Below are 26,035 nucleotides of genomic sequence, written 5' to 3' on the forward strand. Positions count from 1 at the left end.
GTCATATTGTTGCTCACATACCGACAAGATCAGGAACGGGATGGCCTTGGGCCGAAGGGGCACAAAGGGGACACCTATAATCGCAATTTCCCACTGCCCGGATCTCTGGTCCGGAACTGGCATGACCAAATTTGTCTTCGTCACCGGTGGTGTCGTATCTTCCCTTGGCAAGGGAATCGCCTCCGCCTCCCTCGCCGCGATCCTCGAATCGCGCGGCCTCAAGGTCACCCTCATCAAGCTCGATCCGTACATCAATGTCGACCCCGGCACGATGTCACCGTTCCAGCATGGCGAGGTGTTCGTCACCGACGACGGTGCCGAGACCGACCTCGACCTCGGCCACTACGAGCGCTTCATCACCACGCGGATGCGCAAGGCCAACAACTTCACCACTGGCCAGATCTACAAGACCGTGCTCGAGAAGGAGCGCCGCGGCGACTACCTGGGCAAGACGGTGCAGGTGATTCCGCACATCACCAACGAGATCCAGGAATACATCAAGCGCGGCGCCGGCCTGGGCACCGCGCATGAGGTGGACGTGGCCATCGTCGAGATCGGCGGCACCGTGGGCGACATCGAATCGCTGCCCTTCCTCGAAGCCGTGCGCCAGATGAGCCTGCGCATGGGCCCGAACAACTCGGCCTTCGTGCACCTCTCCTACGTGCCGTGGATCGCCGCCGCCGGCGAGCTCAAGACCAAGCCCACCCAGCACACCGCCAAGGAACTGCGCGCCATCGGCATCCAGGCCGACGCGCTGCTGTGCCGCGCCGACCGCCCGATTCCCGACGACGAGCGCGCCAAGATCTCGCTGTTCTCGAACGTGCCCGAATGGGGCGTGATCTCCATGTGGGACGTCGACACCATCTACAAGGTGCCGCGCATGCTGCACGAGCAGGGCCTGGACGGCCTGATCTGCGACAAGCTGCGCATCAACACGCCGCCCGCCAAGCTGCAGCGCTGGGACGAGCTGGTGTACGAGGTCGAGCATCCGCAGCAGGAAGTCAGCATCGCGATGGTCGGCAAGTACGTCGACCTGTCCGACAGCTACAAGTCGCTGAACGAGGCGCTGCGCCACGCCGGCATGAAGAACCATGCGCGCGTGAAGATCGACTACATCGATTCCGAAACCATTTCCCCGCAAGATGTCTCGCGGCTCGCCAAGTACGACGCGATCCTGGTGCCCGGCGGCTTCGGCCAGCGCGGCGTCGAGGGCAAGATCTCGGCCGCCCGCTTCGCGCGCGAAGGCAAGGTGCCCTACCTCGGCATCTGCCTGGGCATGCAGGTGGCCACCATCGAATACGCGCGCCACGTGGCGGGCCTGAAGAACGCCAACAGCACCGAGTTCGACCCCGAGACGCCCTGCCCCGTAATCGCGCTGATCACCGAGTGGAAGGACGCCGACGGCACCGTGAAGACGCGCAACGAGAAGTCCGACCTCGGCGGCACCATGCGCCTGGGCGCTCAAAGCTCCGACGTCTCGGCCGGCACGCTGGCCCACAGCATCTACGGCGACGTGGTGACCGAACGCCACCGCCACCGCTACGAAGCCAACGTCAACTACCTCGACGAACTGCGCGCCGCCGGCCTGGTCATTTCCGCGCTGACGCAGCGCGAGCACCTGACCGAGATCGTCGAACTGCCGCAGGACGTGCACCCGTGGTTCATGGGTGTGCAATTCCACCCTGAATTCAAGTCGACGCCGTGGAGCGGCCATCCGCTCTTCAATGCCTTCATCAAGGCGGCGCTCGACCACAAGGCCCGGAGCGCGGGCGGCGCAAAGAACCTGAAGGCGGTTGCATGAAACTCTGCGGATTCGACATCGGGCTCGACCAGCCTTTCTTTTTGATTGCCGGCCCCTGCGTGGTCGAATCCGAGCAATTGCAGATGGACACGGCCGGCACGCTGAAGGAAATCACTTCCTCGCTCGGCATTCCGTTCATCTTCAAGAGCAGCTTCGACAAGGCCAACCGCTCCTCGGGCACCAGCTTTCGCGGCCCGGGCCGCGAGAAGGGCCTGGAGATCCTGGCCAAGGTGAAGCGCGAACTCGGCCTGCCCGTGCTGACCGACGTCCATACCGAGGACGACATCACCGAGGCCGCCAAGGTGGTCGACGTGCTGCAGACGCCCGCCTTCCTGTGCCGCCAGACCGACTTCATCCGCGCGGTGGCGCAGTCGGGCAAGCCGGTCAACATCAAGAAGGGCCAGTTCCTTGCGCCGCACGACATGAAGAACGTGATCGACAAGGCGCGCGCTGCCGCCAAGGAAGCCGGCCTGCCCGAAGACAGCTTCATGGCCTGCGAGCGCGGCGCGAGCTTCGGCTACAACAACCTGGTGTCGGACATGCGCTCGCTCGCGATCATGCGCGAGACCGGCGCGCCCGTGGTGTTCGACGCCACCCACTCGGTGCAGTTGCCGGGCGGCCAGGGCGCGACCTCGGGCGGCCAGCGCGAAATGGTGCCGGTGCTCTCGCGCGCGGCCGTGGCCGTGGGCGTGGCCGGCCTTTTCATGGAAACGCACCCCGATCCCGCCAAGGCGCTGAGCGACGGCCCCAACGCCGTGCCGCTCAAGCACATGAAGGCCCTGCTCGAGACGCTGCTGGCGCTCGACCAGGTCACCAAGAAGAACGCATTTCTAGAGGACGTCTTTCAATCATGAGCAGTGGTTATGTCATCGCCCACGTCGAGGTCACCAATCCGGCGCAGTACGAGGAATACAAGAAGTGGTCGAGCGCCGCGATGCAGGCGCACGGCGCCGAGGTGTGCGTGCGCGGCGGCCAGGTCGAAGTGCTCGAGGGCGACTGGACGCCTTCGCGCCTCGTCATCCTGAAGTTCCCCAGCTTCGAGAAGGCCAAGGCCTTCTACGAAACGCCCGAATACCTGAAGGCACGCGAAGCCCGTGCCGGCGCCGCGGTGATGCGCATGGTCGCTGTCGAAGGCCTTTGATCAATCGAATCGAGACTGAAAGAAAGAGAAACGCATGAGTGCAATCGTAGACATCGTCGGCCGTGAAATCCTCGACAGCCGCGGCAATCCCACCGTCGAGTGCGACGTTCTGCTCGAATCGGGCACCATGGGCCGCGCGGCCGTGCCCTCGGGCGCATCGACCGGTTCGCGCGAAGCCATCGAGCTGCGCGACGGCGACAAGAAGCGCTATCTCGGCAAGGGCGTGCTCAAGGCGGTGGAGAACATCAACACCGAGATCTCGGAATCCGTGCTCGGCCTGGACGCCAGCGAGCAGGCCTTCCTCGACCGCACGATGATCGACCTGGACGGCACCGACAACAAGGGCCGCCTGGGCGCCAACGCCACCCTCGCCGTCTCGATGGCGGTGGCACGCGCCGCGGCCGAGGAGTCGGGCCTGCCGCTGTACCGCTACTTCGGCGGCATGGGCGGCATGCAGCTGCCGGTGCCGATGATGAACGTCATCAACGGCGGCGCGCACGCCAACAACAGCCTGGACCTGCAGGAGTTCATGATCATCCCCGTGGGCGCACCGAGCTTCCGCGAAGCCGTGCGCTACGGCGCCGAGGTGTTCCATGCGCTCAAGAAGATCCTGGGCGACCGCGGCATCAGCACGGCCGTCGGCGACGAAGGCGGTTTCGCACCCAGCGTCGAAAGCCATGAAGCGGCCATCCAGCTGATCCTCGAAGCCATCGACAAGGCCGGCTTCGTGGCGGGCGAGCAGATTGCGCTGGGCCTGGACTGCGCCGCGAGCGAGTTCTACAAGGACGGCAACTACGTGCTCTCGGGCGAGAACCTCACGCTCTCGGCCGGCAACTGGGCCGACATGCTGGCCACCTGGGTCGACAAGTACCCGATCATCAGCATCGAGGACGGCATGCACGAAGGCGACTGGGACGGCTGGAAGCTGCTGACCGAACGCCTGGGCAAGCGCGTGCAGCTGGTGGGCGACGACCTGTTCGTCACCAACACCAAGATCCTGCAGGAAGGCATCGACAAGGGCATTGCCAACTCGATCCTGATCAAGATCAACCAGATCGGCACGCTGACCGAGACCTTCGCCGCCATCGAGATGGCCAAGCGCGCGGGCTACACGGCCGTCATCTCGCACCGCTCGGGCGAAACCGAGGACAGCACCATCGCCGACATCGCGGTGGGCACCAATGCGGGCCAGATCAAGACCGGCTCGCTCTCGCGCTCGGACCGCATCGCCAAGTACAACCAGCTGCTGCGCATCGAGGAAGACCTCGGCGACATCGCCAGCTACCCGGGCCGCGGCGCGTTCTACAACCTGAAGTAGCACGCGAAGCCGGCGGCATGCGCTCGCGCCTCGTTCCACCCATCGTGCTGTTGCTGCTGCTGGTCATCCTGCAGTGGCAGCTGTGGAACGGGCGCGGCAGCGTGCGCGACGTGGCGCAGCTGCAGTCCAAGCTGGCCGACCAGAAGGCGGCCAACGCCAAGGCCGTGGTCAACAACGAACGGCTGGCCTCCGAAGTCAACGACCTCAAGATCGGCCTCGAGATGGTCGAAGAGCGTGCGCGGCAGGAGCTGGGCATGGTCAAGCCCAACGAAGTGTTCGTTCAAGTTACCCACTGAACAACGGCTGCTTTTGATGCCCGAGTTCTTCTCGGCCCCTGCATTCGCGCTCTGGGGCTCACCGGTCAGCTGGCTCGAACTCGTGGCGGCGGTGCTGGCGGTTGCGATGGTCGGCTGCAACATGCGCGAGATCCACTGGGGCTGGCCGCTGGCGATCCTCAGTTCGCTGCTCTACGTGGCCGTCTTCGCACAGGCACGCATCTACGGCGACGCCTCGCTGCAGGTGTTCTTTGCAGTGGTCGCGCTCTGGGGCTGGTCGCAATGGCTGCGCGGCCACCGCGCCGATGGCAGCGCATTGCGCGTGAGCCGGCTTTCGCCGCGCGGCGTGGCGCTGGCACTCGCGGCCTGCGCACTGGCATGGCCCGCGGTCGCGCTTTTCCTGCGCCGCTTCACCGACACCGACGTGCCCTGGTGGGACGGGTTCTCGACCGGGCTCAGCCTCGTCGGCCAGTTCCTGCTCGGGCGCAAGTTCATCGAGAACTGGCTGGTGTGGCTGGCGGTGAACGTCGTGAGCGTGGGTCTCTTCATCCACAAGGGGCTGTGGCTCACGGTCGGGCTCTACGCCGTGTTCGCGGTGCTCAGCGTGGCGGGCTTTCTTGCGTGGCGTGCGCGCATGCACGGCGGGGCGGCAGCGCGCGCATGACGCCCACCTTGCCGACCGGATGCGTGATTGCGCTGCTCGGTGCCGAGAGCACCGGCAAGACCGAACTCGCCCGCGCGCTCGCGCAACGCCTGCAGGAACGCGGCATTGCCACCACGCTGGTGGGCGAATACCTGCGCGAATGGTGCGAGCGCGAAGGCCGCACGCCGCGCCCCGACGAGCAGCGGGCCATTGCAGAGGAGCAGACGCGCCGCATCGACGCCGCGGCCGCTTCGGGCGTGGTGGTGGCCGACACCACGGGCCTCATGACCGCGGTCTACAGCGAACTGCTGTTCGGCGACACCTCGCTGCATGCCGACGCGCTGGCGGCGCAGGCGCGCTATGCGATCACCCTGCTGACCGCGCTCGACATCCCGTGGATCGCCGACCCGCTGCGCGATGGCGACCACGCGCGCGAACCCACCGATGCGCTGGTGCGCGCGGCGCTCGCGGGCGCGGGGCTTTCCTTTGCCGTGGTGCACGGCACCGGCGGCGAAAGGCTCTGCAATGCATGGAACGCCATCAACTCCATCGCCGGCAGCGAAGGCCGGGCCCCTGCGCGCGGCCGCCTCGAATCCAAACCCGCCTCCTGGTCATGGCCTTGCGAGAAGTGCTCCGACCCGGAATGCGAGCATCGGCTTTTCAGCGACCTGATCGGACGCCGCGACGACACGCCTTCACCCCCCAGTTCGGAGACCTGATCGATGTTCCCGCCTCGTTTCTCCCGCCCTTGCGGCTTCTTCCTCGCTGCCCTGCTGGCCACGGCCGCCACGGCGGCGCCCGTCGCGGCCACCGTGGAGAACGCCACCACGGCCACCGCCTGCGCCGAGGAAGACAACGTGTCGATGGTGCTGCGCGGCGAAGGCATCCGGCGCATGCGCATCGAGGCACTGCAGCCGGCCTACCTCGACAGCATCGGCAACGACGTCACCGCCCCCGACTTCTCGGGCTGCAACTTCGACGGCGGCGCGCATCCCACCGATCCCGCGCACAAGTTCAAGCCGCGCCGCGTGGTGCTGCTCGACGACGCGCAGTGGCGCATCGTCGGCATGACGCTGCCCAGCTTCTGGCGGCCGCAGCAGGTGCCGGTGCGCGTGGGCGCGCGCACGGACCGCGGCTTCCACATGCTGCAGATCTTCCGCAAGGAAGAGGGCAAGGCGCTCGAAGCGCTGGTGCTCTACCCGGCCGACGGCTACTGGCGCATCAAGCCGCTGCCGCAGGCACGCTTCGGCGACGGGGTGTATGGCTCCTCGTTCCTGCTCGGCCCGGTCGAACAGGGCAGCCGGCCGGTGGTCGACATCGCGTCGATCCGCATCGTGCCGAAGCCGCTGGCCATCCACCTGCGCTTCGTCGGCGGCGGCAGCGCCGTGGCCAAGGTGTCCGAGATCAGCCGCGAGCGCACCGCGCTCGACGTGACGCTTTCCAAGCCCACGGCGAATGCGCGGCCCTTTGCCGTGCTGCGCTCGATGTACGTGGCGCCCGACAACGCCGACGTGAGCGAGCTGCGCTGGCAGGAATCGCCCGAGGCCGCGGAGCAGGTGCTGCCGCTGCCCGACGTGAAGACGCTGAACGCCACGCAGGTGCGCTTCGGGCGCAGCCTGCCTTCGCGCCACAACACCAGCGCGCCCGACATCGCGTTCAGCGACTTCGACGGCAAGGTGCCGCGCTGAGCGGAGCGCGCGGCCGGCTCACCGGCGCGCCGAAGCTCGCCCGGTGAAAAGCGTTACTGGACGATCGGGCTGCCCGGGATCTGGTCCGTCGGCGGCCTGAAGATCTGCGCCGCGTCGACCGCATCGAAGCGGTACTGCTTGCCGCAGAAGTCGCAGCCCACCTCGATGTCGCCGCGCTCGGCCAGGATCTCCTCGGTCTCCTCGACGCCGAGCCCGCGGATCATCTGCGCCACGCGGTCGCGGCCGCAGGTGCACGCGAAGTGCGGGCCCAGCAGGCCCGCCTGCGGCTCGAAGCGCAGCAGCTTCTCTTCCCAGAACAGGCGGCGAAGAATGGTCTCGATGTCGAGCGTGAGCAGCTCGTCGCGCGTGAGGCTGGAGGCGAGGATCGAGATGCGGTTGTAGTCCTCGTTGCGGCCGATCTGGTCTTCGTTGGCCTGGTCGTGGTCCTTGCCGGAAGTGCCGGAAGTGCCCTCGAGGTTGCCCTCGCCCTTCACCGGCAGGCGCTGGATCAAAAGGCCCGCCGCCACCTGGTCGTCCGCCGCGAGCACCAGCGTGGTGTCGAGCTGCTCGCTTTGCAGCATGTAGTGCTGCAGCACGTCGCTGAGCCGGCCGAGCTTCTCGCCCTCCTCGTCGAACAGCGGCACCACGCCCTGGTAGGGCGTCGTGCCCGGCAGCTTGTCCTTGGGGTCGAGCGTGATGGCGCAGCGGCCCTTGTTGTTGACGTTGACCATCTCGGGCAGGCGCGCATCGGCCGGCAGGTCGCCGATCACCTTGGCGGTGGCACGCAGGCTCAGGTCGGGCTTGGCCTCGGCCACGGCCACCTTGACCGGACCGTCGCCGAAGATCTGCAGGATCAGCGCGCCGTTGAACTTGATGTTGGCCTGCATCAGCGTGGCCGCGGCCGTCATCTCGCCGAGCAGTTCGGCCACCGGCGGCGGGTAGGCGCCGGTGGCGGTGTTGGAGGCGCGCCGCGCCAGGATTTCCTGCCACGCATCTGTCAGGCGCACGATCATGCCGCGCACCGGCAGGCCATCGAACAGGAATTTGTGCAGCTCGCTCAAAACATCATCCTTCTCTAAATAAGCAGTCTTCGCGCGGAATACCGCGGAACCGGCTCCGCCGGGCCGCTGGTATTGCCCCCTGCAAGGGGGTGGGAGGCCACACGAAGTGGGCAAGCCTGGGGGTTAGCCAATCCTCTTCAAGCCCTTCGCATAGCGAATGGCGTTCTTGACGTAGTGATCGGAGCCGTGCCGCAGGCGCGCGGCGTCTTCGTCGCTGATCGTGCGCATCACCTTGGCGGGCGAGCCGAAGATCAGGGAGTTGTCGGGAAACTCCTTGCCCTCGGTCACGACGCTGCCGGCGCCAACAATCGAATTGCGGCCGATCTTCGCGTTATTCAAGACCACCGCCTGGATGCCGATCAGCGAGTTGTCGCCGATGGTGCAGCCATGCAGCATGACCTGGTGGCCGATGGTGACGTTCTCGCCGATGGTGAGCGGGCTGCCGGGGTCGGAATGCAGCATCGACATGTCCTGCACGTTGCTGTTGCGCCCGATGGTCATCTTCTCGTTGTCGCCGCGCAGCACCGCGCCGAACCAGATGCTCGCGTTGTCGCCCAACTGCACGTTGCCGATCACCTCCGCGCTATCGGCGACCCAGGCGCCGGTGCCGAGTTGCGGCGCAACGCCGTCGAGTTCATAGAGGGCCATCGTGGAGTCTCCGGGGGCAAAACCTAGAATTGTAGGGATGCACCCCCGATTGAGCGCGCTGGCCGCGCTGCGACTCACCGACCCTGAACAGAAAGTTGCGGCAACGCGCGCCACTGCTGCCCTGGCCGCTACCAATTCCATAGCGACCGACCCTCTGCGCGTCGTGGGCGATGACGTCGGCGTGCCGGGCCGCCCCGAACGGCCGCTGCGCGTGGCCGCCACCGCCGTGCAGAAGCGCTCGCCCTTCACGCCCGAAGGCCGCGCCGCGCTGATCCATTCGATCTGCCACATCGAGTTCAACGCCATCAACCTCGCGCTCGACGCCGTCTGGCGCTACGACGGCATGCCCGAGGCCTACTACCGCGACTGGCTGCGCGTGGCCGACGAAGAGGCGCAGCACTTCACGCTGCTGCATGCGCACCTGCAGGACATGGGCTGGCGCTACGGCGACTTCCCCGGGCACGACGGACTCTGGAGCATGTGCGAGAAGACCAGGGACGACGTGCTCGCGCGCATGGCGCTGGTGCCTCGCACGCTCGAAGCGCGCGGGCTCGACGCCACGCCGCTGATCCAGGCCAAGCTCAAGCGCGTGAACACGCCCGATGCGCTGCGCGCGGTCGAGATCCTCGACATCATCCTGCGCGACGAAGTGGGCCACGTGGCCATCGGCAACCGCTGGTACCGCTGGCTCTGCGAACGCGCCGGCCGCGACCCGGAGGCGACCTATCCAGAACTCGTGGCGCGCTACGAAGCGCCGCGCCTGAAGCCGCCCTTCAACCTCGAAGCCCGTGGCCGCGCGGGCTTCAGCGCCGAAGAGCTGCGCGCGCTCTCGGTCGGCGGCAGGGACTGAACGGCAAGCCTACGCGGGCCGGGCGTGCACGACCAGCTTGGGCGTGAAGTACTGGAGCACCTCGCCGCGCTGGTTGAGCGTGCGGCAGCGCATCGTGACCATCGCGCGGCCCGGCTTGGACCGCGATGGCGTGATGTCGAGCACCTCGCTCACCACGTGCAGCACGTCGCCGGGCCGCGTCGGCTTGGGCCACTGCAGCTCGCCGCCCGAGCCGATGATGCCTTCGGCCAGCGGAATGCCGCTTTCCACCATCAGCTTCATGGTGAGCGCCGCCGTGTGCCAGCCGCTGGCCGCGAGGCCGCCGAAGAAGGTGGTCTTCGCGGCCTCTTCATCGGTATGGAAGGGCTGCGGATCGAACTGCGATGCAAAGGCCTTGATCTGCGCCACATCCAGCGCATGTTCGCCGCTCTGGAAGCGGTCGCCGACCGACAGGTCTTCGAGGTAAAGCGCGCGCTTGGCGCCCGTGTCGTCAGGGAGTGCCGCCATGGGAGTTCCTTGTAGTGCCTGCGCGCATTCTCGAACTATTCAGATGCGCTCGAGAATCGTGGCAATGCCCTGCCCGCCGCCGATGCATTGCGTGGCCAGCGCATAGCGGCCGTTCTCGCGCGCGAGCAGCGACGCCGCCTTGCCCGTGATGCGCGCACCAGTCGCGCCCAGCGGATGGCCGATGGCAAGGCCGCCGCCGTCGAGATTGATCCTCGCCGCATCGAGGCCGAGGTCGCGGATGCAGGCCAGCGCCTGCGACGAGAAGGCCTCGTTGAGTTCGATCACGTCGAGGTCGGCGGCCTTGAGCCCGGCGCGCGCCAGCGCCTTGCGCGTGGCCGGAATCGGGCCGATGCCCATGATGGCTGGGTCGACGCCCACGGTCGCGAACGCGCGGATGCGCGCGAGCGCCTGCAGGCCGTGCTTCGCGGCGAAGGCATCGCTGGTCACGAGCACGGCGGCGGCGCCGTCGGTCAGCGGCGACGAGGTGCCGGCCGTCACCACGCCATCAGGACGGAACGCCGGCTTGAGGCCCGCCAGCGCCTCGGCCGAGGTGGCCGGGCGGATGCAGCCGTCGGCATCGACCACCTCGCCCGAGGCCAGGCGCACCGGCACGATCTCGCCCGCGAGCCGCCCTTGCGCGCGCGCAGCGGCGGCCTTACGGTGCGACTCCACCGCAAAGGCCTCCTGGTCGGCGCGGCTCACGTTCCAACGCTGCGCAACGTTCTCGGCGGTCTCGCCCATCGAGATATAGGCATCGGTGTTTTCTTGCAGTTCGGGGTTGGGCGAGAAGTTGAAGCCGCCCTGCGGCACCATCGTCATCGACTCCACGCCCACGCACAGGAAGGCCTCGCCCATGCCCGCCTCGATCTGCGCCGCGGCAATGTGCACCGCCTGCATCGACGAGCCGCAGAAGCGGTTGACCGTCATGCCGCCCACCTCGTGCGGCAGGCCCGCGAGCAGGCCGACGATGCGAGCGAGATTGTTGCCCTGCGAGGCCTCGGGGTAGGCGCAGCCCAGGATGATGTCCTCGAGCAGCGCGGGGTCGAGGTCGGTGCGCTGCAGCAGGCCGCGAACCACGCCGGCGGCCAGCGTGTCGGGGCGCACCTCGGCAAGCGCACCCTTCTTCGCGAAGTGGAAAGGCGAGCGGGCATAGGCGGAAATGACGGCTTTCATGGAAACACTCCTTGGCAAAACCTACCATCCAATCGGTAGGCAACGAGGTCAAAAAATAGGCACGCGCCGCGTGCCCGCGAGGCCGCCCGGCGATCAGCCGGGCAAGGAACTCCTGAGCTGCGCAATGGCTTCGTCGAAGTCTTCGACGCGCCCCGTCATGCGCGATGCGAGCAGCGCGCCCTGGCACACCGAGAACACATAGGCCGCCTGCGATGCAAGCGATGCGCCCTTCTTCTGCCGGGCCGGCGCCAGTGCGCCCAGCACGCCCGTGAGCCACAGCACCTGGGTGTTGCGCAGTTCCTGCACGGCCTGGCGCAGTTCCTCGTCGATGCAATCCCAGCCGGGCGTCAGCGCTCCCGCGGGGCACATGCCCGAGCCTGCCTTGAGCGTGTCGCGGTACATGCGGAAATAGGATTCGAGCGCGTCCTTCGGCGTGCGCACCCGCGCCGCGTCCCAATCCTTGAAGAGTTGCGTGGCCTGCCGGATCACCGCAATGCCCAGCGCTTCCTTGGTCGGAAAGTGGTGGTACAGGCTCGCCTTGCGGACGCCGACCGCATCGGCCACATCCTGGAAGCTGAAGCCCAGGTAGGAGCGCGTTTCGATCAGGCGGCGCGCCACCCCGAGAATCTGCTCCCGGGTGCTGCCGGCGGCGAGTGCGGTCGAGGGGGCGATGGCGCTGGTCATCTACCTACTATAAGGTAGGGAAATCGGGAGCACAAGCCGCAGGGTCAATCGGCCTTGATGTTCGCGGCCTTCACGATGCGCGCATTGCCTTCGAACTCCGAGGCGATCTCCGCAGCGAAGGCCGCGGGGGTGCCGCCGGTCGGCACGTTGTCGGTGGCCGTGAGCTTGGCGCGCAGCTCGGGGCTGGCCAGGGCCTTGTTGATCTCGGCGTTGTACTTCTCGATCAATATGGGCGGCGTGGCCGCGGGCGCGAAGACGCCGAACACCGAGTTGATGTTCGCGGCACTGAAGCCCAGCTCGCCCAGCGTGGGCACCTGCGGCAGGCTCTCGAGCCGCGCGGGCGCACCCACGGCCAGCGGACGCAGCTTGCCCGAGCGGATGTGCGAAGTGAGCGTGGGGCTCGCATTGCTCGAGAGAATCTCGAACTGCCCGCCGAGCGCATCGTTGAGCTGCTGGCCGCCGCCCTTGTAGGGCACGTGCGTGATATCGACGCCCGTGGCCGCCTTCACCTGCTCGAGCACGATGTGGCCGAGCGATGCCGGCCCCGAGGTGGCCCAGCGCACCGCGCCGGGCTGCGCCTTGGCATCGGCGATCAGCGCGCGGAAGTCGCGCGCCCTGCTGGCCGGCGTGGCGATCAGCAGCACCGGCGAATACATCACGCTCGCCACCGGCGCGATGTCCTTGAGCGGATCGAAGGGCAGCTTGCCGAGGTGCGGACTCAGCACCAGCGGGCTGATGGCCGAGAAGCCCAGCGTGGCACCGTCGGGTGCGGCCTTGGCCACGGCATCCATGCCGATGGCACCGCTGGCGCCGGCGCGGTTGTCGACCACCACCGTGGTGCCCATCTGCGAGGCGAGCCTGTCGCCGAGCGCACGCGCGACCACGTCGCTGACGCCGCCCGCGGGGTACGCCACGATGAGGCGGATGGTCTTCGGAATGGCCTGGGCCTGTGCGCCGCCGGCAGCGAGCAATGCCGCCGCGACCCAGATTCTTTTCTGCATGAACGAAGTCTCTTTGCTGTTGGTGAAGTGAAGGAACACCGCGCCTTCAGCCGCGCGGGTGGTGCTGCGCATGCAGCTGCTTGAGGCGCTCGCGCGCCACGTGGGTGTAGATGGTGGTCGTGGAAATGTCGGCATGGCCGAGCAGCAATTGCACCGCGCGCAGGTCGACGCCGTGGTTCAGCAGGTGCGTGGCGAAGGCGTGGCGCAGCGTGTGGGGCGACAGCGGCACATGGATGCCGGCCGCGGCGGCCTGCTTCTTCACGATGATCCAGAACATCACGCGCGTCATGCCTGCGCCGCGCGCGGTCACGAACAGGTCGGGCGTCTGCTGCCCGTCGAGGATGGCGGGGCGCGACTCGTCCAGGTAGCGCTCGATCCAGCGCCGCGCCTCGCCGCCGAAGGGCACGAGGCGCTCCTTGCTGCCCTTGCCGAGTACGCGCAGCACGCCGTCGTTGAGGCTCATGTCGATGACCTTGAGCGCCACCAGCTCGCTCACGCGCAGGCCGCTCGCATACATCAGCTCGAGCATCGCGCGGTCGCGCAGGCCAAGTGGGGTTTCCACGTCGGGTGCGGCCAGCAGGTCGTCCACCTGCTTTTCCGACAGCGTCTTGATGGCCCGCGGCATCTGCCGCGCGGGCGCGAGCCGGATGCTCGGATCGGCTGCGATGCGGCGCTCGCGCAGCGCCCAGCGGTAGTAGCGCTTGAACACCGTGAGCCGCCGGTTGGCCGAGGTGGCCTTGCCCCGGGTCGACAGGCGCGCGCCCATGTAGGCCTGCAGGTCGGACTCCTGCGCCGTGTCGAGCGCGCGGCCGCTGCGCTGGCTGCCCAGCCACTGCGCGAACAGCGCGAGGTCGCGGCGGTAGGCGGCCAGCGTGTTCTTCGACAGCCCGTCCTCGAGCCAGAGGGCATCGATGAAGTCGTCGATCTCGGGGGTTTGCGTGGCGGCGGCCTCTGTCATGCGCTGCAAGATATCAAAAAAGAAAAGCCGCCCGTGGCGCGGGCGGCTTTGCGGAAGGAAAAAGCAGCTCAGTCGAGCTTGAGCTTCTGCTTCACCACCACCTGCTTGTAGACCTCGTATTCGGCCTTGATCTGCGCGGCGAACTGCTCGGGCGTGTTGGCCACGATCAGCGAACCGGTGTCCTCGATGCGCTTCTTCACGGCCGGATCTTCCACCGCCTTCTTCACGCCGGCGCTGACCTTGTCGACCACTTCCTTGGGCAGGCCCTTGGGGCCGAGGATGCCGTAGTAGGCCATGCGGTTGACCGGCTCGAGCCCCACTTCCTTGAAGGTGGGCACGTTGGGCAGCGCGGCCAGGCGCTGCGGCGCCGACACCACGATCGGAACCAGCCGGCCGCTCTGGATGAAGGGCATGGCCGACGGGATGTTGTCGAACATGATCGGCACCTGGCCGGCCACCACGTCGTTGAGCGCCGGGCCCGCGCCGCGGTAGGGAATGTGCGTGACGAAGGTGTTGGTGAGGCTCTTGTAGAGCTCCATCAGCAGGTGGCCGATGCCGCCGGTGCCCGACGAGGCGTACGAGTACTTGCCGGGGTTCTTCTTGAGCTCGGCGACGAACTCCGCATAGTTCTTGGCCGGGAAGCTCGGGTTGACCGCAATGATGTTGGGCGTGGCCGCAATGTTGATGATCGGCGTGAAGTCGTTGATCGGGTCGTACGGCACCTTGGGGTTGATGGCCGGATTGGCCGCCGTGCTCGACACCGTGGCAACGCCGAGCTTGTAGCCGTCGGGCGTGGCGCGCGCTGTTTCGGCTGCGCCCACGATGCCGCCGCCGCCCGCGCGGTTGATCACCACCACCGGCTGGCCCAGCACCTTGCCGAGCGGGTCGGAAATCACGCGCGCCACGATGTCGGTCGTGCCGCCCGGTGCAAAGGGCACGCTCAGCTCGACCGGCTTGTTCGGATAGCCCTGCGCGAAGCTCTGGCCCGCGGCCGCGACCAGCGCGGCGGCTCCCACCATGGCGCCCCATTGACGACGTTGCATCTATAACTCCTTGATTGAATGGTTGATGTCGAAAAACCAAAGCCCCGGATGCTAGCGGCTTCGCACCGCGCTCATGCTGTGGATTACCCATGGTCCGCCACGGTTTATGCTCGAAGCGGTGAACTTCGCACAGCTGCTCTTTCCGGATTTTTCGCTCATCGCCATCGGCTGGCTTCTTTGCCGCTACACGGCGCTCGACCGCCGCGTGTGGGACCAGGTCGAAAGCCTGGTCTACTACTTTCTATTTCCTGTGCTGCTGTTCCACTCGATCGTGCGCAGCCCGCTCGACTTTGCCGCCACCTCGAGCCTGCTCACCGCAGGCGTGGGCATCGGCTTGTGCGGCATCGCGATGGCCTACGCGCTGCCGTTCGTGCCCGGCCTCGGTTCGCACATCGACCGCCGCGACCATGCGGCCAGCGCGCAGATCGGGTTCCGCTTCAACTCCTTCATCTGCCTGGCGCTTGCCGAGCGGCTGGCCGGTGCGCAGGGCCTCTTGCTGATTGCGGTGCTGATCGGCGTGTGCGTGCCGATGTTCAACATTGCGGCCGTCTGGCCGATGGCACGGCATGCCGAGAGCGGCTTCGCGCGGCAGCTGGTGCGCAATCCGCTGATCGTCGCCACGCTGGCCGGGCTGCTGGCCAACGTGCTGGGCTTCACCGTGCCGAACTGGGCCACGCCCACGCTCACGCGCATCGGCGCCGCATCGCTTGCGCTCGGCCTGCTGGCCGCGGGCGCGGGCATGCAGTTCGCCACGCTGGGGCGCGGCAAGGTGCTCGCGGTGTCGGTGCTGTCCATACGGCACCTGCTCCTGCCGCTGGTGGCATGGGGCCTGTCGCTTGCGCTGCGGCTGGACGCGACGCAGGCCTCGGTGCTGATGGCGTTTTCCGCCGTGCCCACCGCCTCCAGCGCCTATGTGCTGGCGGCGCGCATGGGCTACAACGGACCGTACGTGGCGGGCCTCGTGACCCTGTCCACGCTGCTGGGCGTGCTGAGCCTGCCGTTTGCGCTGGCGCTGCCGCGCTAGGACGCGTTCGGCGTTTCGGGGCGCTGCGCCAGCGCCCACGCCACGTGCTCGCGCACCAGTTCGCTCGGGTCCGAGGCCCGCGTGGCCAGTGCCTTTGCAGCGCCGCTCTCGCCCGCGCGCAGTGCGTTGCCAAGGGCCACGGCGATGTTGCGCAGCCAGCGTTCATGGCCGATGCGGCGGATCGGGCTGCCTTCGGTGAAGCGCAGAAATTCCTCTTCGCTCCAGGCAAAGAGCGCGGCCAGCGACTGGCCGGTGAGCCCCTCGCGCGCATCGAAGTCGGGCAGCGCGCTCTTCTTCGCAAACTTGTTCCAGGGGCAGATCAGCTGGCAGTCGTCGCAGCCGTAGATGCGGTTGCCCATCAGCGGCCGAAGCTCCAGCGGAATCGGCCCGCCGTGCTCGATGGTGAGGTACGAAATGCAGCGCCGCGCATCGAGCCGGTATGGCGCGACGATCGCCTTGGTCGGGCACACGTCGATGCAGGCGCTGCAGCTGCCGCAGTGCGCGGTGACCGGCTCGCTTTCGGGCAGCGCCATGTCGACGTAGATCTCGCCCAGGAAGAACATCGAGCCCGCGCTGCGGTCCAGCACCAGCGTGTGCTTGCCGCGCCAGCCCTGGCCGCTGCGGGATGCAAGCTCGGCTTCGAGCACCGGCGCCGAATCGGTGAAGGCGCGGTGGCCGAACGGGCCCACTTCCTCGGCGATGCGCTCGGCCAGCCGGGCCAGCCGCGCACGCATCACCTTGTGATAGTCGCGGCCGCGCGCATAGACCGAGACGATGGCTTCGCCGGGCCGCGAGAGGCGATCGAACTCCACGGCCTGCCAATCGTCGAGCGGCGTGCCGCGCGGCAGGTAGTCCATGCGCGCCGTGATGACGCTCACCGTGCCCGGCACCAGCTCGGCCGGCCGCGCGCGGCGCGTGCCGTGCGTTGCCATGTATTTCATCTCGCCATGGAACCCATGGGCCAGCCATTGCATCAGACCTTCCTCGGCGCTCGATAAATCGACGCCCGCGATTCCGATTTGGGAGAATCCGAGTTCCCGGGCCAATGCCTGAATACGAGCAACGAGTGGATGGCTGACGATCACTTGCCGATTGTAGAAACGCCGAAGAACGCCGGCCGCACGCTGCACTGGCGCAGCGAAGAAGACACCGACGCCTTCGCGCGCGCACTCGCGGCCTCGCCCGCGCTGCGCGATGCCTTCATTGCGCTGCACGGCGACCTCGGCGCCGGCAAGACCACCTTCGTGCGCCACCTGCTGCGCGCGCTCGGCATCGAGGGCCGCATCAAGAGCCCGACCTATGCCGTGGTCGAGCCGCACGAAGCGCCCGACGGCCTGGCCATCTTCCATTTCGATTTCTACCGCTTCAACGATCCGCGCGAGTGGGACGACGCCGGCTTCCGCGACATTTTCGCGGGCCCGGGCCTCAAGCTCGCGGAGTGGCCAGAGAACGCTGCCGGCCGCACACCAATTGCCGACCTCGCTATTAAAATAGAAGCAATGACAGACGACACACGCAGCGTGACCCTCCTGGCGAACACTCCCCGCGGCAGCACCCTGCTGGCGCAGCTCGGCGCATGAAGGCCACCGGCCTCAAGCGGCGCGTGCTGCTGCAGGGCGGCAGCATCGCGCTGATGCTCGGCGTGCACCAGATCGCGCGCGGCGCCACCATCCTCGCAGTGCGCGTGTGGCCCGCGGCCGACTACACGCGCGTGACCATCGAATCCGATGCGCGGCTGCATTCGCAGCAGCTGGTGGTCGGCAGTCCGCCGCGGCTGGCGGTGGACATCGAAGGCATCGATCTCAACCCCGAGCTGCGCGACCTGGTCGGCAAGATCAAGCCGGGCGACCCGTACATCAACGGCCTGCGCGTCGGCCAGAACGCCCCCAAGGTGGTGCGCATCGTGTTCGACCTCAAGCAGGCCGTGGTGCCGCAGGTGTTCTCGCTGGCGCCCATTGCCGCGTACAAGCACCGGCTGGTGCTCGACCTCTACCCCGAAAAAGCCATCGACCCGATGGAAGCGCTGATCACCGAGCGCCTGCGCGAAGCGCCGCGCGGCAGCAGCGCCGGCGGCAGCAACGGTGCCGTGGCAAGCGCACCGTCGGTGCCGCCGCCGGCCGCGCCCTCCTCGGGCCTCGCGCCCGACGGCGGGCCGCCGATCCTCGTGCGGCCGTCGCCCAACGTGCCAGCGCCGATCCCCGCGCCCGGCAGCATCGCGCCATCTCCCGCCCGCCCGCCGGCCACGGCGGCCGGGCCCGCACCCGATCCGCTGGGCGAGCTGATGGCACAGCAGTCGACGCGGCCCGGCCCCGTCGTGCCACCCGCACCGCCCATTGCGCCTGCCGTACCCGTGGCGCCTCCCGCGCCCCTCGCGTCCGCGCGCGGCAGCGCCACCGCGAGCCGCACCGACCGCATCATCATCGTGGCGCTCGATCCCGGCCATGGCGGCGAAGACCCGGGCGCCATCGGCCCCAACGGCACGCGCGAGAAAGACATCGTGCTGCAGATCGCGCACCGCCTGCGCGACCGCATCAACGCGAGCAGCGTCAACGGCAACCCGATGCGCGCGTTTCTCACGCGTGACGCCGATTTTTTCGTGCCGCTGGGTGTGCGCGTGCAGAAGGCGCGGCGCGTGCAGGCCGACCTCTTCGTGAGCATCCATGCCGATGCATTCACCACGCCCGCCGCGCGCGGCGCGAGCGTCTTTGCGCTGAGCCAGAGCGGCGCCTCGAGCAGCGCCGCGCGCTGGCTCGCCAACAAGGAAAACGAAGCCGACAAGGTCGGCGGCGTGAACGTGGGGAACCACGAAGTGCAGGTGCAGCGCGCGCTGCTCGACATGAGCACCACGGCGCAGATCAACGACAGCCTCAAGCTCGGCGGCGCCATGCTCGGCGAGATCCGCGGCATCGGCGCGCGGCTGCACAAGCCCGCGGTCGAGCAGGCCGGCTTCGCGGTGCTCAAGGCACCCGATATCCCGAGCGTGCTGGTCGAAACGGCGTTCATCAGCAACCCCGAAGAAGAAGCCAACCTGCGCAGCGTCAGCTACCAGGAAAACCTTTCCGATGCGCTGATGCGCGGCATCCAGCGCTACTTTGCGCAGAACCCGCCGCTCGCGCGCAGCCGCCAGCTCTGAGCCCGCGCGCGCCGTGCCGTCCCACGCGGGCCGGCCCGTGGCAACGCACAGGCAGGCGCGGCAGGCTCCTACACGGGGGGCCGGCGCCTTTTGTCCATCATGGCTCCATCACTCTAGAAAGGTGGACACCATGATGATGAAGGCACGAATCTGGATTTCCGCTGCAGCGGCAGGCGCGGTCATGGCGCTGGCCGGTTGCGCGTCCGGCCCCAACCAGAACCTGGGCACCGGCATCGGCGCGCTCGGCGGTGCGGCCGTGGGCCACGCCATCGGCGGCAACACCGGCAGTACCCTGGGCGGCGCGGCCATTGGCGGCGTGATCGGCAACCAGGTGGGCCGCAGCGTCGACGAGCGCAACTACTACGAGAGCCAGCGCGCCTATCCGCCGAACACCTATTACCCGCGCAACGGCCCGAACTACTGACCTTTTACCAATCCTGACTCTCTCTCTCTGCTCGAGCGCGCCATCACTGGCGCGCTTTTTTTTCCGGTGCCGATCAAGCCTTCGACGGCAGCTGCGCGCGCGCCTTCTCTGCACGCGATGCGCGCCAGGCACCGAAGATCGCGATCAGGCCCGGCACGAAGATCAGCGCCCAGATGATCTTGTCGAGATGCTCGCGCACGAACGGCAGGTTGCCGAAGAAGTAGCCCGCCGTCGCGATGCCCAGCACCCAGACCAGCCCGCCCACTACATTGAACATGCTGAACTTCGCGCGGCTCATTTCGGCCACGCCGGCCACGAAAGGCGCGAAGGTGCGAATGAAGGGCATGAAGCGCGCAAGGATGATCGTGATGCCGCCATAGCGCTCGTAGAACGCATGGGCCTGGTCGAAGGCCTTGCGGTTGAAGAAGCGCGAGTCCTCCCACTTGAAGACCTTGGGCCCGAAGTAGCGGCCGATGCTGTAGTTGCACTGGTCGCCCAGGATGGCCGCGGCAATGAGCACTGCGCAGGCCAGCGGAAAGCTCATGAGCCCCACGCCGCACAGCGCGCCCACGATGAAGAGCAGCGAGTCGCCGGGCAGGAAAGGCATCACCACCGCGCCTGTCTCCACGAACACGATCAGGAAGAGCAGCGCATAGACCCAGGGGCCGTAGGCAACGACGAAGGCCTCGAGGTGTTTGTCGACGTGCAGGATGAAGTCGACGAGAAAGCTGATGATTTCCATGGTCGCGGATTATCCTTGCTGCGCGCCGCATGGCGTCCCATGAAGAATTCGGAGATCCAACATGACAGGTCGATACATCCAGACCTGGTCTGGCGCCAGCAGCCCGATGTACCTGGCGGCCTGACACGCTGCCGCGCGGCGGCGGCAACCGGCTTCTAGAATGCTCGCGTGAGCGCCCTTCCCTCTTCCATTCCGTCTCCCGAACGCCGTCCGATCCGCGAACTTCCCGACGAGCTGATCAGCCAGATCGCCGCGGGCGAAGTGGTCGAACGCCCGGCCTCCGTGGTGCGCGAACTGCTCGACAACGCGCTGGACGCCGGCGCGCGCCAGGTCACGGTGCGGCTGGCTTCGGGCGGCGTGCGGCTGATCTCGGTGGAGGACGACGGCCAGGGCATTCCGCGCGAAGAGCTCACGGTGGCACTGCGCCGCCATGCCACCAGCAAGATCGCGAGCCTGAACGACCTCGAGACCGTGGGCACCATGGGCTTTCGCGGCGAGGCGCTCGCGGCCATCAACGCCATTGCGGAGCTCAGCATTCTTTCGCGCTTTGCGGGTGCCGACGGCGCCTTCGCGCTCGACGGCCGCACCGGCGAACTGCGGCCGGTGGCCCGCGCGGTCGGCACCACGGTCGAGGTGCGCGAGCTTTTCTTCGCGACCCCCGCGCGGCGCAAGTTCCTGAAGACCGACGCCACCGAGCTGGCCCACTGCATCGAGGCCGTGCGCCGCCATGCGCTGGCGCGGCCGGAGGTCGGCTTTTCGGTGTGGCACGACGGCAAGCTGATGGAACAGTGGCGCGCCGCCGACCGGCGCGAGCAGCGCCTGGCCGACGCGCTCAGCGACGACTTCGTGGCGCAGAGCGTGGCCGTCGAGTACTTGGGCGGCGCGGTGCGCGTGGCCGGCCGTGCCGGCATTCCGGATGCGGCCCGCTCGCGCGCCGACCAGCAGTTCTTCTACGTCAACGGCCGCTTCGTGCGCGACAAGGTGCTCTCGCATGCCGTGCGCAGCGCCTACGAGGACGTGCTGCACGGCCAGCGCCAGCCCGTGTATGCGCTGTACCTCGAAATCGACCCGTCGCGCGTCGACGTGAACGTGCATCCGACCAAGATCGAGGTGCGTTTTCGCGATGGCCGCGAGGTGCACCAGACGGTGCGCCATGCGATCGAGAACGCGCTTGCGGCACCGCGCGCGGGCGATGCCGTCACGCCCGCGGCGCCGCAGCAACCCTTTTTCAAGCCGAACGTGCCCGCGTCAGGTGCAGCCTGGGCCCAGCCGGGCATCAATTTCGTGGCGGCGGAGCGCGGCGCCGGCGATTTCGAGGCCCTGTGGCCCCAGCGGACCGGCGCCTTGAACCCCGGATCCGGCGCTTCCCCCTGGCCCGCTGCCGAAGCGGCGCCCGCAGCGTTCCGGGCCCCTGCCGGGCTGCCGGCCGAATCGACGGCTCCTGGCGCCCCGTCCACCAATGAGCAAGCCTGGCCCCTGGGCCGCGCGCTGGCGCAACTGCAGGGCATCTATATCCTGGCCGAGAACAGCCAGGGCCTGATCGTGGTCGACATGCACGCGGCGCACGAACGCATCGTCTACGAGCGGCTCAAGACCCAGCTCGACGGCGCCGCCATCACGAGCCAGCCGCTGCTGATCCCGGCCACCTTCGCGGCCACGCCCCAGGAAGTGGCCACCGCCGAGGCCTGCGCCGCGGTGCTGCCCACGCTGGGGCTGGAAATCACGCCGTTTTCGCCGCGCACCCTTGCGGTGCGTGCGGTGCCGGGCACTCTGGCCGATGGCGATCCGGTGGAGCTTGCGCGCAGCGTATTGGCCGAACTGGCGCAGCACGATGCCAGCACCGTGGTGCAGCGCGCGCAGAACGAATTGCTCTCGACCATGGCCTGCCATGGTGCGGTCCGGGCCAACCGCAGGCTCACGATCGACGAAATGAACGCTTTATTACGTCAAATGGAAGCCACCGAGCGTTCGGACCAGTGCAACCATGGCCGCCCGACCTGGCGGCAGCTGTCGATTCGGGAGCTGGACGCGCTTTTTATGCGCGGCAGATAGCAAATCGGGGCATTTTGAGGGTTTTTCCGGAGTTTTTGGAGGTCATCCGCGAAGCGGGCACGGGCGTTGCATATGTAGAACAAAGTGCCACTTGAGGGCGCTTGGGGGGAAGTGCTGGGGCGCAGTGTCGGCGCGCTCCTTGCTCGAGCATGAACTTTCCGCCGGCTTCGCTGTCCCTCTAGTCCATGAAACGCTGGTCCCTCCTTGCCTCCGTTCTTTCGCTGTGCGCCCTCCTGGCCGCCGGCTGCTCCACATTCGACGAACAGCAGCGCGAGTGGATCTTCCAACCCAGCGACCGCAGCTGGGGCAACACCGCGACCATGACCGAGGGCATGCAGGACGTCTGGATCGACTTCCAGTCCTCCATCACCGGCGAATCCGCCCGCCTTCACGGCCTCTGGCTCGGCGGCGAGCCCGAGACCACCGACCGTCCGGTCATGCTGTACCTGCACGGCGCCCGCTACAACGTGGCCGGATCGGCGCCGCGCATCCAGCGCATGCACGAGCTCGGTTTCTCGGTGCTGGCCATCGACTACCGCGGCTTCGGCAAGAGCTCCAAGGGCCTGCCCTCGGAAGAATCGGCGCGCGAGGACGCGCGCGCCGCCTGGACCTGGCTCGCGGCCCGGCATCCGCGGCAGCACCGCTACATCTTCGGCCACTCGCTGGGCGGCGCCATCGGCATCGACCTGGCCGCCAGCGTCAACGACGAGAGCGGCACCATCGTCGAAAGCACCTTCACCTCCATTGCCGACGTGGTGAGCGGCTTCAAGTGGGGCTGGCTGCCGTTCGGCCCGTTCATCACGCAGCGCTTCGAGGCCATCAACCGCGTCAAGGACATCGGCGCGCCGCTGCTGGTGGTGCATGGCACCGCCGACAGCCTGATCAACCCCACGCTGGGCCGCAAGCTCTACAACGCGGCCACCGTGCCCAAGCTCTTCGTGCTGGTGGAGGGTGGCTCGCACCACAACACCAATTCGATCGGCGAGGCTCAGTACCGCTCGGCGCTCTCGCAGCTGTTCCGCATGAAGCCCGAGACCACGCTGGCTTCGCGGCAAGGGGAAGGCACGCCGGTGCTGCGCGGCACGCCATCGCTGCCGGCCGCACCGGCGTCCCCGCGCACCGATTCGCCCGCCCTGCCGCAGGAAGCGCGCGGCAAGGCCAGCGCCAGCGCGCAGGCGATCTGAAGCTTCCGGTTTTGTTGTTACCCTCGGGCGCTTATGCCGCCCTCCGCTGCCGCCTCCGGCCTTCCTGAAAACCCGACATACATCGCGCTCGCGGGGCCGACCGCCTCCGGCAAGACGGCGGTGGCGCTCGCGCTGGCGCGGGTGCGCCCGGTGGAGATCGTCAGCGTCGATTCGGCGCTGGTCTATCGCGGCATGGACATCGGCACCGCCAAGCCCAGCCGGGCCGAGCAGGCCGCCGTGCCGCACCACCTGATCGACATCCTCGATCCGCGCGAAAGCTACAGCGCCGCCGCCTTCGTGGCCGACGCGACACGGCTCATCGGCGAGATCCGCACGCGCGGCGCCCTGCCGCTGCTGGTGGGCGGCACCATGCTCTATTTCAAGGCGCTGTTCGACGGCATCGACGCCATGCCCGCCGCCGATGCCGCCGTGCGCGCGCGCATCGACGCCGAAGCCGCCGCGCTGGGCTGGCCCGCCATGCATGCGCGGCTCGCCAAGGTCGACTCCGTGACGGCCGCGCGGCTCGCGCCGCAAGACAGCCAGCGCATCCAGCGCGCGCTCGAAGTGTGGGAAAGCAGCGGCCAGCCCCTGTCGAGCTTTCATGCCGGCGACAAGGACAAGGCAGTGAAAGGATTGGCCGGCGGTGCGCTGTTCTCGCTCGAACCCACCGACCGCGCGTGGCTGCATGCGCGCATTGCCGAGCGCTTCGACGCCATGCTGGCCGCCGGCTTCCTCGACGAGGTCAGGGCGCTGCGCGCACGCGGCGATCTTTCCACCGAGCTTCCCTCGATGCGCTGCGTGGGCTACCGGCAGGCCTGGGAGATGCTCGACACATGCGGCGGCGCGCAGCCCGATGCCAAGGCCATCGGCACGCTGCGCGAGCGCGGCATCGCGGCCACGCGCCAGCTCGCCAAGCGGCAGATCACCTGGCTGCGCAGCATGCCGGCGCGCACCGTCATCGCCTGCGACGCGCCCGGCGCGTTGCAGACCGCTGTTCAACGCATCGCAGGCAACACCGCATGACCCTGCGCATTTCCGGGCTCGCCAAGCACTACGGCGACGTGCCCGTCTTCGAGAACGTGACGCTCGGCGTCGAGCCCGGCGAGTTCGTTGCCATCGTGGGCGAATCGGGCGTCGGCAAGTCGACGCTGCTCAACTGCATGGCCGGGCTCGACAGCTGGGACGCGGGTACGGTCACGCACGGCGGCGTCGACATCGGCGCGCTCGACGGCGAAGCCTGCGCGCTCTGGCGCCGGCGCCACGTGGGCTTCGTGTTCCAGGCCTTCCACGTGCTGCCGCACCTGGACGTGGCGCAGAACGTCTCGCTGCCGCTGATGCTGCTGGGCGGCAAGCGCGATGAAGGCCGCGTCGCCCACATGCTCGATGCGGTGGGCCTGCCCGGCATGGGCGCGCGGCTGCCGCAGACGCTCTCTGGCGGCCAGCTGCAGCGCGTGGCCATCGCGCGCGCGCTGGTGCACCGGCCCGCCCTGCTGCTGGCCGACGAGCCCACCGGCAACCTCGACCCGGGCACCGCTTCGAAGGTGATGGAACTGCTGATCGGCCAGACGCGCAAGCACGGCGCTTCGCTGGTGCTGGTGACGCATTCCGAGAGCGCGGCAGCCCGTGCGGACCGCCTGCTGCACCTCACGGCCGAGGGAATCCGCGCCTGAGCGGGCTGCTACGCGAGCAGCGCCGCGTAGCGCGAGAGGTCGACGTTGCCGCCGCTGACCACGATGCCCACGCGCTGGCCCGCGATGGCCTTGCCCGCGGCAATCGCGCCCGCAAAGGCGAGGCAGCCGGTCGGCTCCACCACGATCTTCATGCGCTCGGCAAAGAAGCGCATTGCATCGACGAGCTGCGCGTCGGTCACGGTGAAGATGTCGTCCACGTCGCGCCGGATGATGCCGAAGGTGTACTGCCCCAGGTGCTGCGTCTGCGCGCCGTCGGCAATGGTCTTGGGCGTTTCGATGTGCACGATCTTTCCCGCGCGCAATGATTGCTGGCCGTCGTTGCCCGCCTCGGGCTCCACGCCGTAGACCTTGCAACCGGGCGCCAGCGCGCGCGCCGACAGCGCCGAACCCGACAGCAGCCCGCCGCCGCCCAGGCACACGAACAGCTGGTCGAGCGGGCCGGTCTCTTCGATGAGTTCCTTCACCGCCGTGCCCTGCCCCGCGAGCACGTCCGGGTGGTCGTAGGGCGGGATCATCGTCATGCCGCGCTCCTGTGCGAGCCGCTTCGTGAGCGCCTCGCGGTCTTCGGTGAAGCGGTCGTACATCACCACTTCGGCGCCGTAGCCCTTCGTGGCCGCGACCTTGGCCGCGGGCGCGTCCTTGGGCATGACGATCACGGCCGGCATCGACAGGAGCCGGGCCGACAGCGCAATGGCCTGCGCATGGTTGCCCGAAGAGAACGCGATCACGCCGCCCTTGCGCTGCACGGCGTCGAACTTCGACAGCGCGTTGAAGGCGCCGCGGAACTTGAAGGCGCCCATGCGCTGGAAGTTCTCGCACTTGAAGAAGAACTTGGCGCCCCAGCGTTCGTCGGCCGTCTGCGATTGCAGCACGGGCGTGCGGTGGGCGTGGCCCTCAAGCCGCGCGGCCGCGGCGATGACGTCGTCGTAGGTAGGTAGTTGCATGGGCCGAGCTTAGCGGCGGGTTACCTTCTTTTGCAGCCCCCATGGGTAAAAACCCGGGATGCGCGGCGGCT

The 26,035-nt window shown here is 68.0% G+C and carries 28 protein-coding genes; 17 read left to right on the plus strand and 11 right to left on the minus strand.

What is annotated here, in order from left to right; translation table 11 throughout:
* Positions 1-121: 121 nt before the first annotated feature.
* From AC1DMS_RS24500 to AC1DMS_RS24535, 8 genes are read left to right on the plus strand one after another with little or no spacing between them, the layout of a single operon-like run.
* Positions 122-1,801 carry a CTP synthase gene (locus tag AC1DMS_RS24500; protein WP_012748540.1) on the plus strand — a complete coding sequence of 560 codons (1,680 nt, stop codon included), beginning with the start codon at positions 122-124 and terminating at the stop codon, positions 1,799-1,801.
* Entirely contained in the window at positions 1,798-2,655 is an 858-nt protein-coding gene (kdsA, locus tag AC1DMS_RS24505) for a 3-deoxy-8-phosphooctulonate synthase (protein ID WP_436311244.1), read from the plus strand. The genes AC1DMS_RS24500 and kdsA overlap by 4 nt, the downstream gene beginning before the upstream one ends.
* On the plus strand, positions 2,652-2,942 hold the full coding sequence (locus AC1DMS_RS24510; protein ID WP_012748542.1) for a DUF1330 domain-containing protein: 291 nt from the start codon (positions 2,652-2,654) through the stop codon (positions 2,940-2,942). Before kdsA ends, AC1DMS_RS24510 begins: the two co-directional genes overlap by 4 nt.
* Positions 2,943-2,976: 34 nt before the next feature.
* On the plus strand, positions 2,977-4,260 hold the full coding sequence (gene eno / locus AC1DMS_RS24515; RefSeq protein ID WP_012748543.1) for a phosphopyruvate hydratase: 1,284 nt from the start codon (positions 2,977-2,979) through the stop codon (positions 4,258-4,260).
* A 17-nt stretch (positions 4,261-4,277) separates the two neighbouring features.
* On the plus strand, positions 4,278-4,556 hold the full coding sequence (gene ftsB, locus AC1DMS_RS24520) for a cell division protein FtsB (RefSeq protein ID WP_012748544.1): 279 nt from the start codon (positions 4,278-4,280) through the stop codon (positions 4,554-4,556).
* Between the two features lie 16 nt (positions 4,557-4,572).
* Complete coding sequence (pnuC, locus tag AC1DMS_RS24525; RefSeq protein WP_369663113.1) at positions 4,573-5,199, plus strand: nicotinamide riboside transporter PnuC; 627 nt, start codon at positions 4,573-4,575, stop codon at positions 5,197-5,199.
* Positions 5,196-5,897 carry an AAA family ATPase gene (locus tag AC1DMS_RS24530; protein ID WP_478181909.1) on the plus strand — a complete coding sequence of 234 codons (702 nt, stop codon included), beginning with the start codon at positions 5,196-5,198 and terminating at the stop codon, positions 5,895-5,897. The genes pnuC and AC1DMS_RS24530 overlap by 4 nt, the downstream gene beginning before the upstream one ends.
* 3 nt (positions 5,898-5,900) lie before the next feature.
* Positions 5,901-6,866 carry a hypothetical protein gene (locus AC1DMS_RS24535; RefSeq protein ID WP_478181910.1) on the plus strand — a complete coding sequence of 322 codons (966 nt, stop codon included), beginning with the start codon at positions 5,901-5,903 and terminating at the stop codon, positions 6,864-6,866.
* A gap of 53 nt (positions 6,867-6,919) precedes the next feature.
* Here the strand turns inward: AC1DMS_RS24535 and hslO are convergent, their stop codons facing one another.
* Entirely contained in the window at positions 6,920-7,927 is a 1,008-nt protein-coding gene (gene hslO, locus AC1DMS_RS24540) for an Hsp33 family molecular chaperone HslO (protein ID WP_478181911.1), read from the minus strand.
* Positions 7,928-8,050: 123 nt separating this feature from the next.
* On the minus strand, positions 8,051-8,575 hold the full coding sequence (locus AC1DMS_RS24545) for a gamma carbonic anhydrase family protein (RefSeq protein ID WP_278876574.1): 525 nt from the start codon (positions 8,573-8,575) through the stop codon (positions 8,051-8,053).
* Between the two features lie 37 nt (positions 8,576-8,612).
* Here AC1DMS_RS24545 and AC1DMS_RS24550 point away from each other — a divergent pair, with 37 nt between their 5' ends.
* Positions 8,613-9,425, plus strand: coding sequence for a ferritin-like domain-containing protein (locus tag AC1DMS_RS24550; RefSeq protein ID WP_369663115.1), 813 nt, complete (start codon positions 8,613-8,615; stop codon positions 9,423-9,425).
* A gap of 9 nt (positions 9,426-9,434) precedes the next feature.
* Here the strand turns inward: AC1DMS_RS24550 and AC1DMS_RS24555 are convergent, their stop codons facing one another.
* The 6 genes from AC1DMS_RS24555 to AC1DMS_RS24580 all read right to left on the minus strand — a co-directional run bounded on the left by AC1DMS_RS24555 (position 9,435) and on the right by AC1DMS_RS24580 (position 14,770).
* On the minus strand, positions 9,435-9,911 hold the full coding sequence (locus AC1DMS_RS24555; protein WP_012748551.1) for a MaoC family dehydratase: 477 nt from the start codon (positions 9,909-9,911) through the stop codon (positions 9,435-9,437).
* Positions 9,912-9,950: 39 nt separating this feature from the next.
* Positions 9,951-11,084 carry a thiolase family protein gene (locus AC1DMS_RS24560; RefSeq protein ID WP_369663116.1) on the minus strand — a complete coding sequence of 378 codons (1,134 nt, stop codon included), beginning with the start codon at positions 11,082-11,084 and terminating at the stop codon, positions 9,951-9,953.
* 93 nt (positions 11,085-11,177) lie between these two features.
* Positions 11,178-11,768, minus strand: a complete 591-nt coding sequence (locus tag AC1DMS_RS24565) for a TetR/AcrR family transcriptional regulator (RefSeq protein ID WP_307596587.1) — start codon at positions 11,766-11,768, stop codon at positions 11,178-11,180.
* Positions 11,769-11,812: 44 nt separating this feature from the next.
* Positions 11,813-12,769, minus strand: a complete 957-nt coding sequence (locus AC1DMS_RS24570) for a Bug family tripartite tricarboxylate transporter substrate binding protein (RefSeq protein ID WP_478181941.1) — start codon at positions 12,767-12,769, stop codon at positions 11,813-11,815.
* 46 nt (positions 12,770-12,815) lie between these two features.
* Positions 12,816-13,727 (minus strand): site-specific tyrosine recombinase XerD, encoded by a 912-nt coding sequence (gene xerD, locus AC1DMS_RS24575; protein WP_018905887.1) that lies wholly within the window; start codon positions 13,725-13,727, stop codon positions 12,816-12,818.
* 68 nt (positions 13,728-13,795) lie between these two features.
* The gene (locus AC1DMS_RS24580) at positions 13,796-14,770 is read right to left on the minus strand and encodes a tripartite tricarboxylate transporter substrate binding protein BugE (protein ID WP_012748556.1); all 975 of its coding nucleotides are present in this window, start codon (positions 14,768-14,770) and stop codon (positions 13,796-13,798) included.
* Between the two features lie 106 nt (positions 14,771-14,876).
* Here AC1DMS_RS24580 and AC1DMS_RS24585 point away from each other — a divergent pair, with 106 nt between their 5' ends.
* Positions 14,877-15,794, plus strand: coding sequence for an AEC family transporter (locus AC1DMS_RS24585; RefSeq protein ID WP_018905886.1), 918 nt, complete (start codon positions 14,877-14,879; stop codon positions 15,792-15,794).
* Here the strand turns inward: AC1DMS_RS24585 and queG are convergent.
* Positions 15,791-16,879: a tRNA epoxyqueuosine(34) reductase QueG gene (queG, locus tag AC1DMS_RS24590; protein WP_478181912.1), complete on the minus strand. Its 1,089-nt coding sequence runs from the start codon at positions 16,877-16,879 to the stop codon at positions 15,791-15,793. The two genes, AC1DMS_RS24585 and queG, sit on opposite strands and share 4 nt — an antisense overlap.
* Between queG and tsaE the strand changes: the two genes are divergently transcribed.
* From tsaE to AC1DMS_RS24605, 3 genes are all read left to right on the plus strand, one after another.
* On the plus strand, positions 16,865-17,374 hold the full coding sequence (gene tsaE / locus AC1DMS_RS24595; RefSeq protein ID WP_062366485.1) for a tRNA (adenosine(37)-N6)-threonylcarbamoyltransferase complex ATPase subunit type 1 TsaE: 510 nt from the start codon (positions 16,865-16,867) through the stop codon (positions 17,372-17,374). The two genes, queG and tsaE, sit on opposite strands and share 15 nt — an antisense overlap.
* The gene (locus tag AC1DMS_RS24600; protein WP_018905883.1) at positions 17,371-18,927 is read left to right on the plus strand and encodes an N-acetylmuramoyl-L-alanine amidase; all 1,557 of its coding nucleotides are present in this window, start codon (positions 17,371-17,373) and stop codon (positions 18,925-18,927) included. The genes tsaE and AC1DMS_RS24600 overlap by 4 nt, the downstream gene beginning before the upstream one ends.
* Positions 18,928-19,060: 133 nt before the next feature.
* Positions 19,061-19,351 carry a glycine zipper domain-containing protein gene (locus tag AC1DMS_RS24605; protein ID WP_230537887.1) on the plus strand — a complete coding sequence of 97 codons (291 nt, stop codon included), beginning with the start codon at positions 19,061-19,063 and terminating at the stop codon, positions 19,349-19,351.
* A 73-nt stretch (positions 19,352-19,424) separates the two neighbouring features.
* On the opposite strand, the gene AC1DMS_RS24610 is transcribed toward AC1DMS_RS24605, so the two are convergent.
* Positions 19,425-20,093 (minus strand): DedA family protein, encoded by a 669-nt coding sequence (locus AC1DMS_RS24610; protein WP_062366482.1) that lies wholly within the window; start codon positions 20,091-20,093, stop codon positions 19,425-19,427.
* A 168-nt stretch (positions 20,094-20,261) separates the two neighbouring features.
* Here AC1DMS_RS24610 and mutL point away from each other — a divergent pair, with 168 nt between their 5' ends.
* The 4 genes from mutL to AC1DMS_RS24630 all read left to right on the plus strand — a co-directional run bounded on the left by mutL (position 20,262) and on the right by AC1DMS_RS24630 (position 24,999).
* Entirely contained in the window at positions 20,262-22,145 is a 1,884-nt protein-coding gene (gene mutL, locus AC1DMS_RS24615; RefSeq protein ID WP_478181913.1) for a DNA mismatch repair endonuclease MutL, read from the plus strand.
* A 185-nt stretch (positions 22,146-22,330) separates the two neighbouring features.
* Positions 22,331-23,329, plus strand: coding sequence for an alpha/beta hydrolase (locus tag AC1DMS_RS24620; protein WP_012748564.1), 999 nt, complete (start codon positions 22,331-22,333; stop codon positions 23,327-23,329).
* A gap of 33 nt (positions 23,330-23,362) precedes the next feature.
* Positions 23,363-24,352, plus strand: coding sequence for a tRNA (adenosine(37)-N6)-dimethylallyltransferase MiaA (miaA, locus tag AC1DMS_RS24625; protein ID WP_478181914.1), 990 nt, complete (start codon positions 23,363-23,365; stop codon positions 24,350-24,352).
* Positions 24,349-24,999 carry an ABC transporter ATP-binding protein gene (locus AC1DMS_RS24630; RefSeq protein ID WP_478181915.1) on the plus strand — a complete coding sequence of 217 codons (651 nt, stop codon included), beginning with the start codon at positions 24,349-24,351 and terminating at the stop codon, positions 24,997-24,999. The genes miaA and AC1DMS_RS24630 overlap by 4 nt, the downstream gene beginning before the upstream one ends.
* Before the next feature lie 8 nt (positions 25,000-25,007).
* On the opposite strand, the gene AC1DMS_RS24635 is transcribed toward AC1DMS_RS24630, so the two are convergent.
* Positions 25,008-25,964, minus strand: coding sequence for a threo-3-hydroxy-L-aspartate ammonia-lyase (locus AC1DMS_RS24635; protein WP_478181916.1), 957 nt, complete (start codon positions 25,962-25,964; stop codon positions 25,008-25,010).
* Positions 25,965-26,035: the final 71 nt, after the last annotated feature.

The sequence above is a fragment of the Variovorax sp. 05T418 genome, from assembly GCF_056396385.1.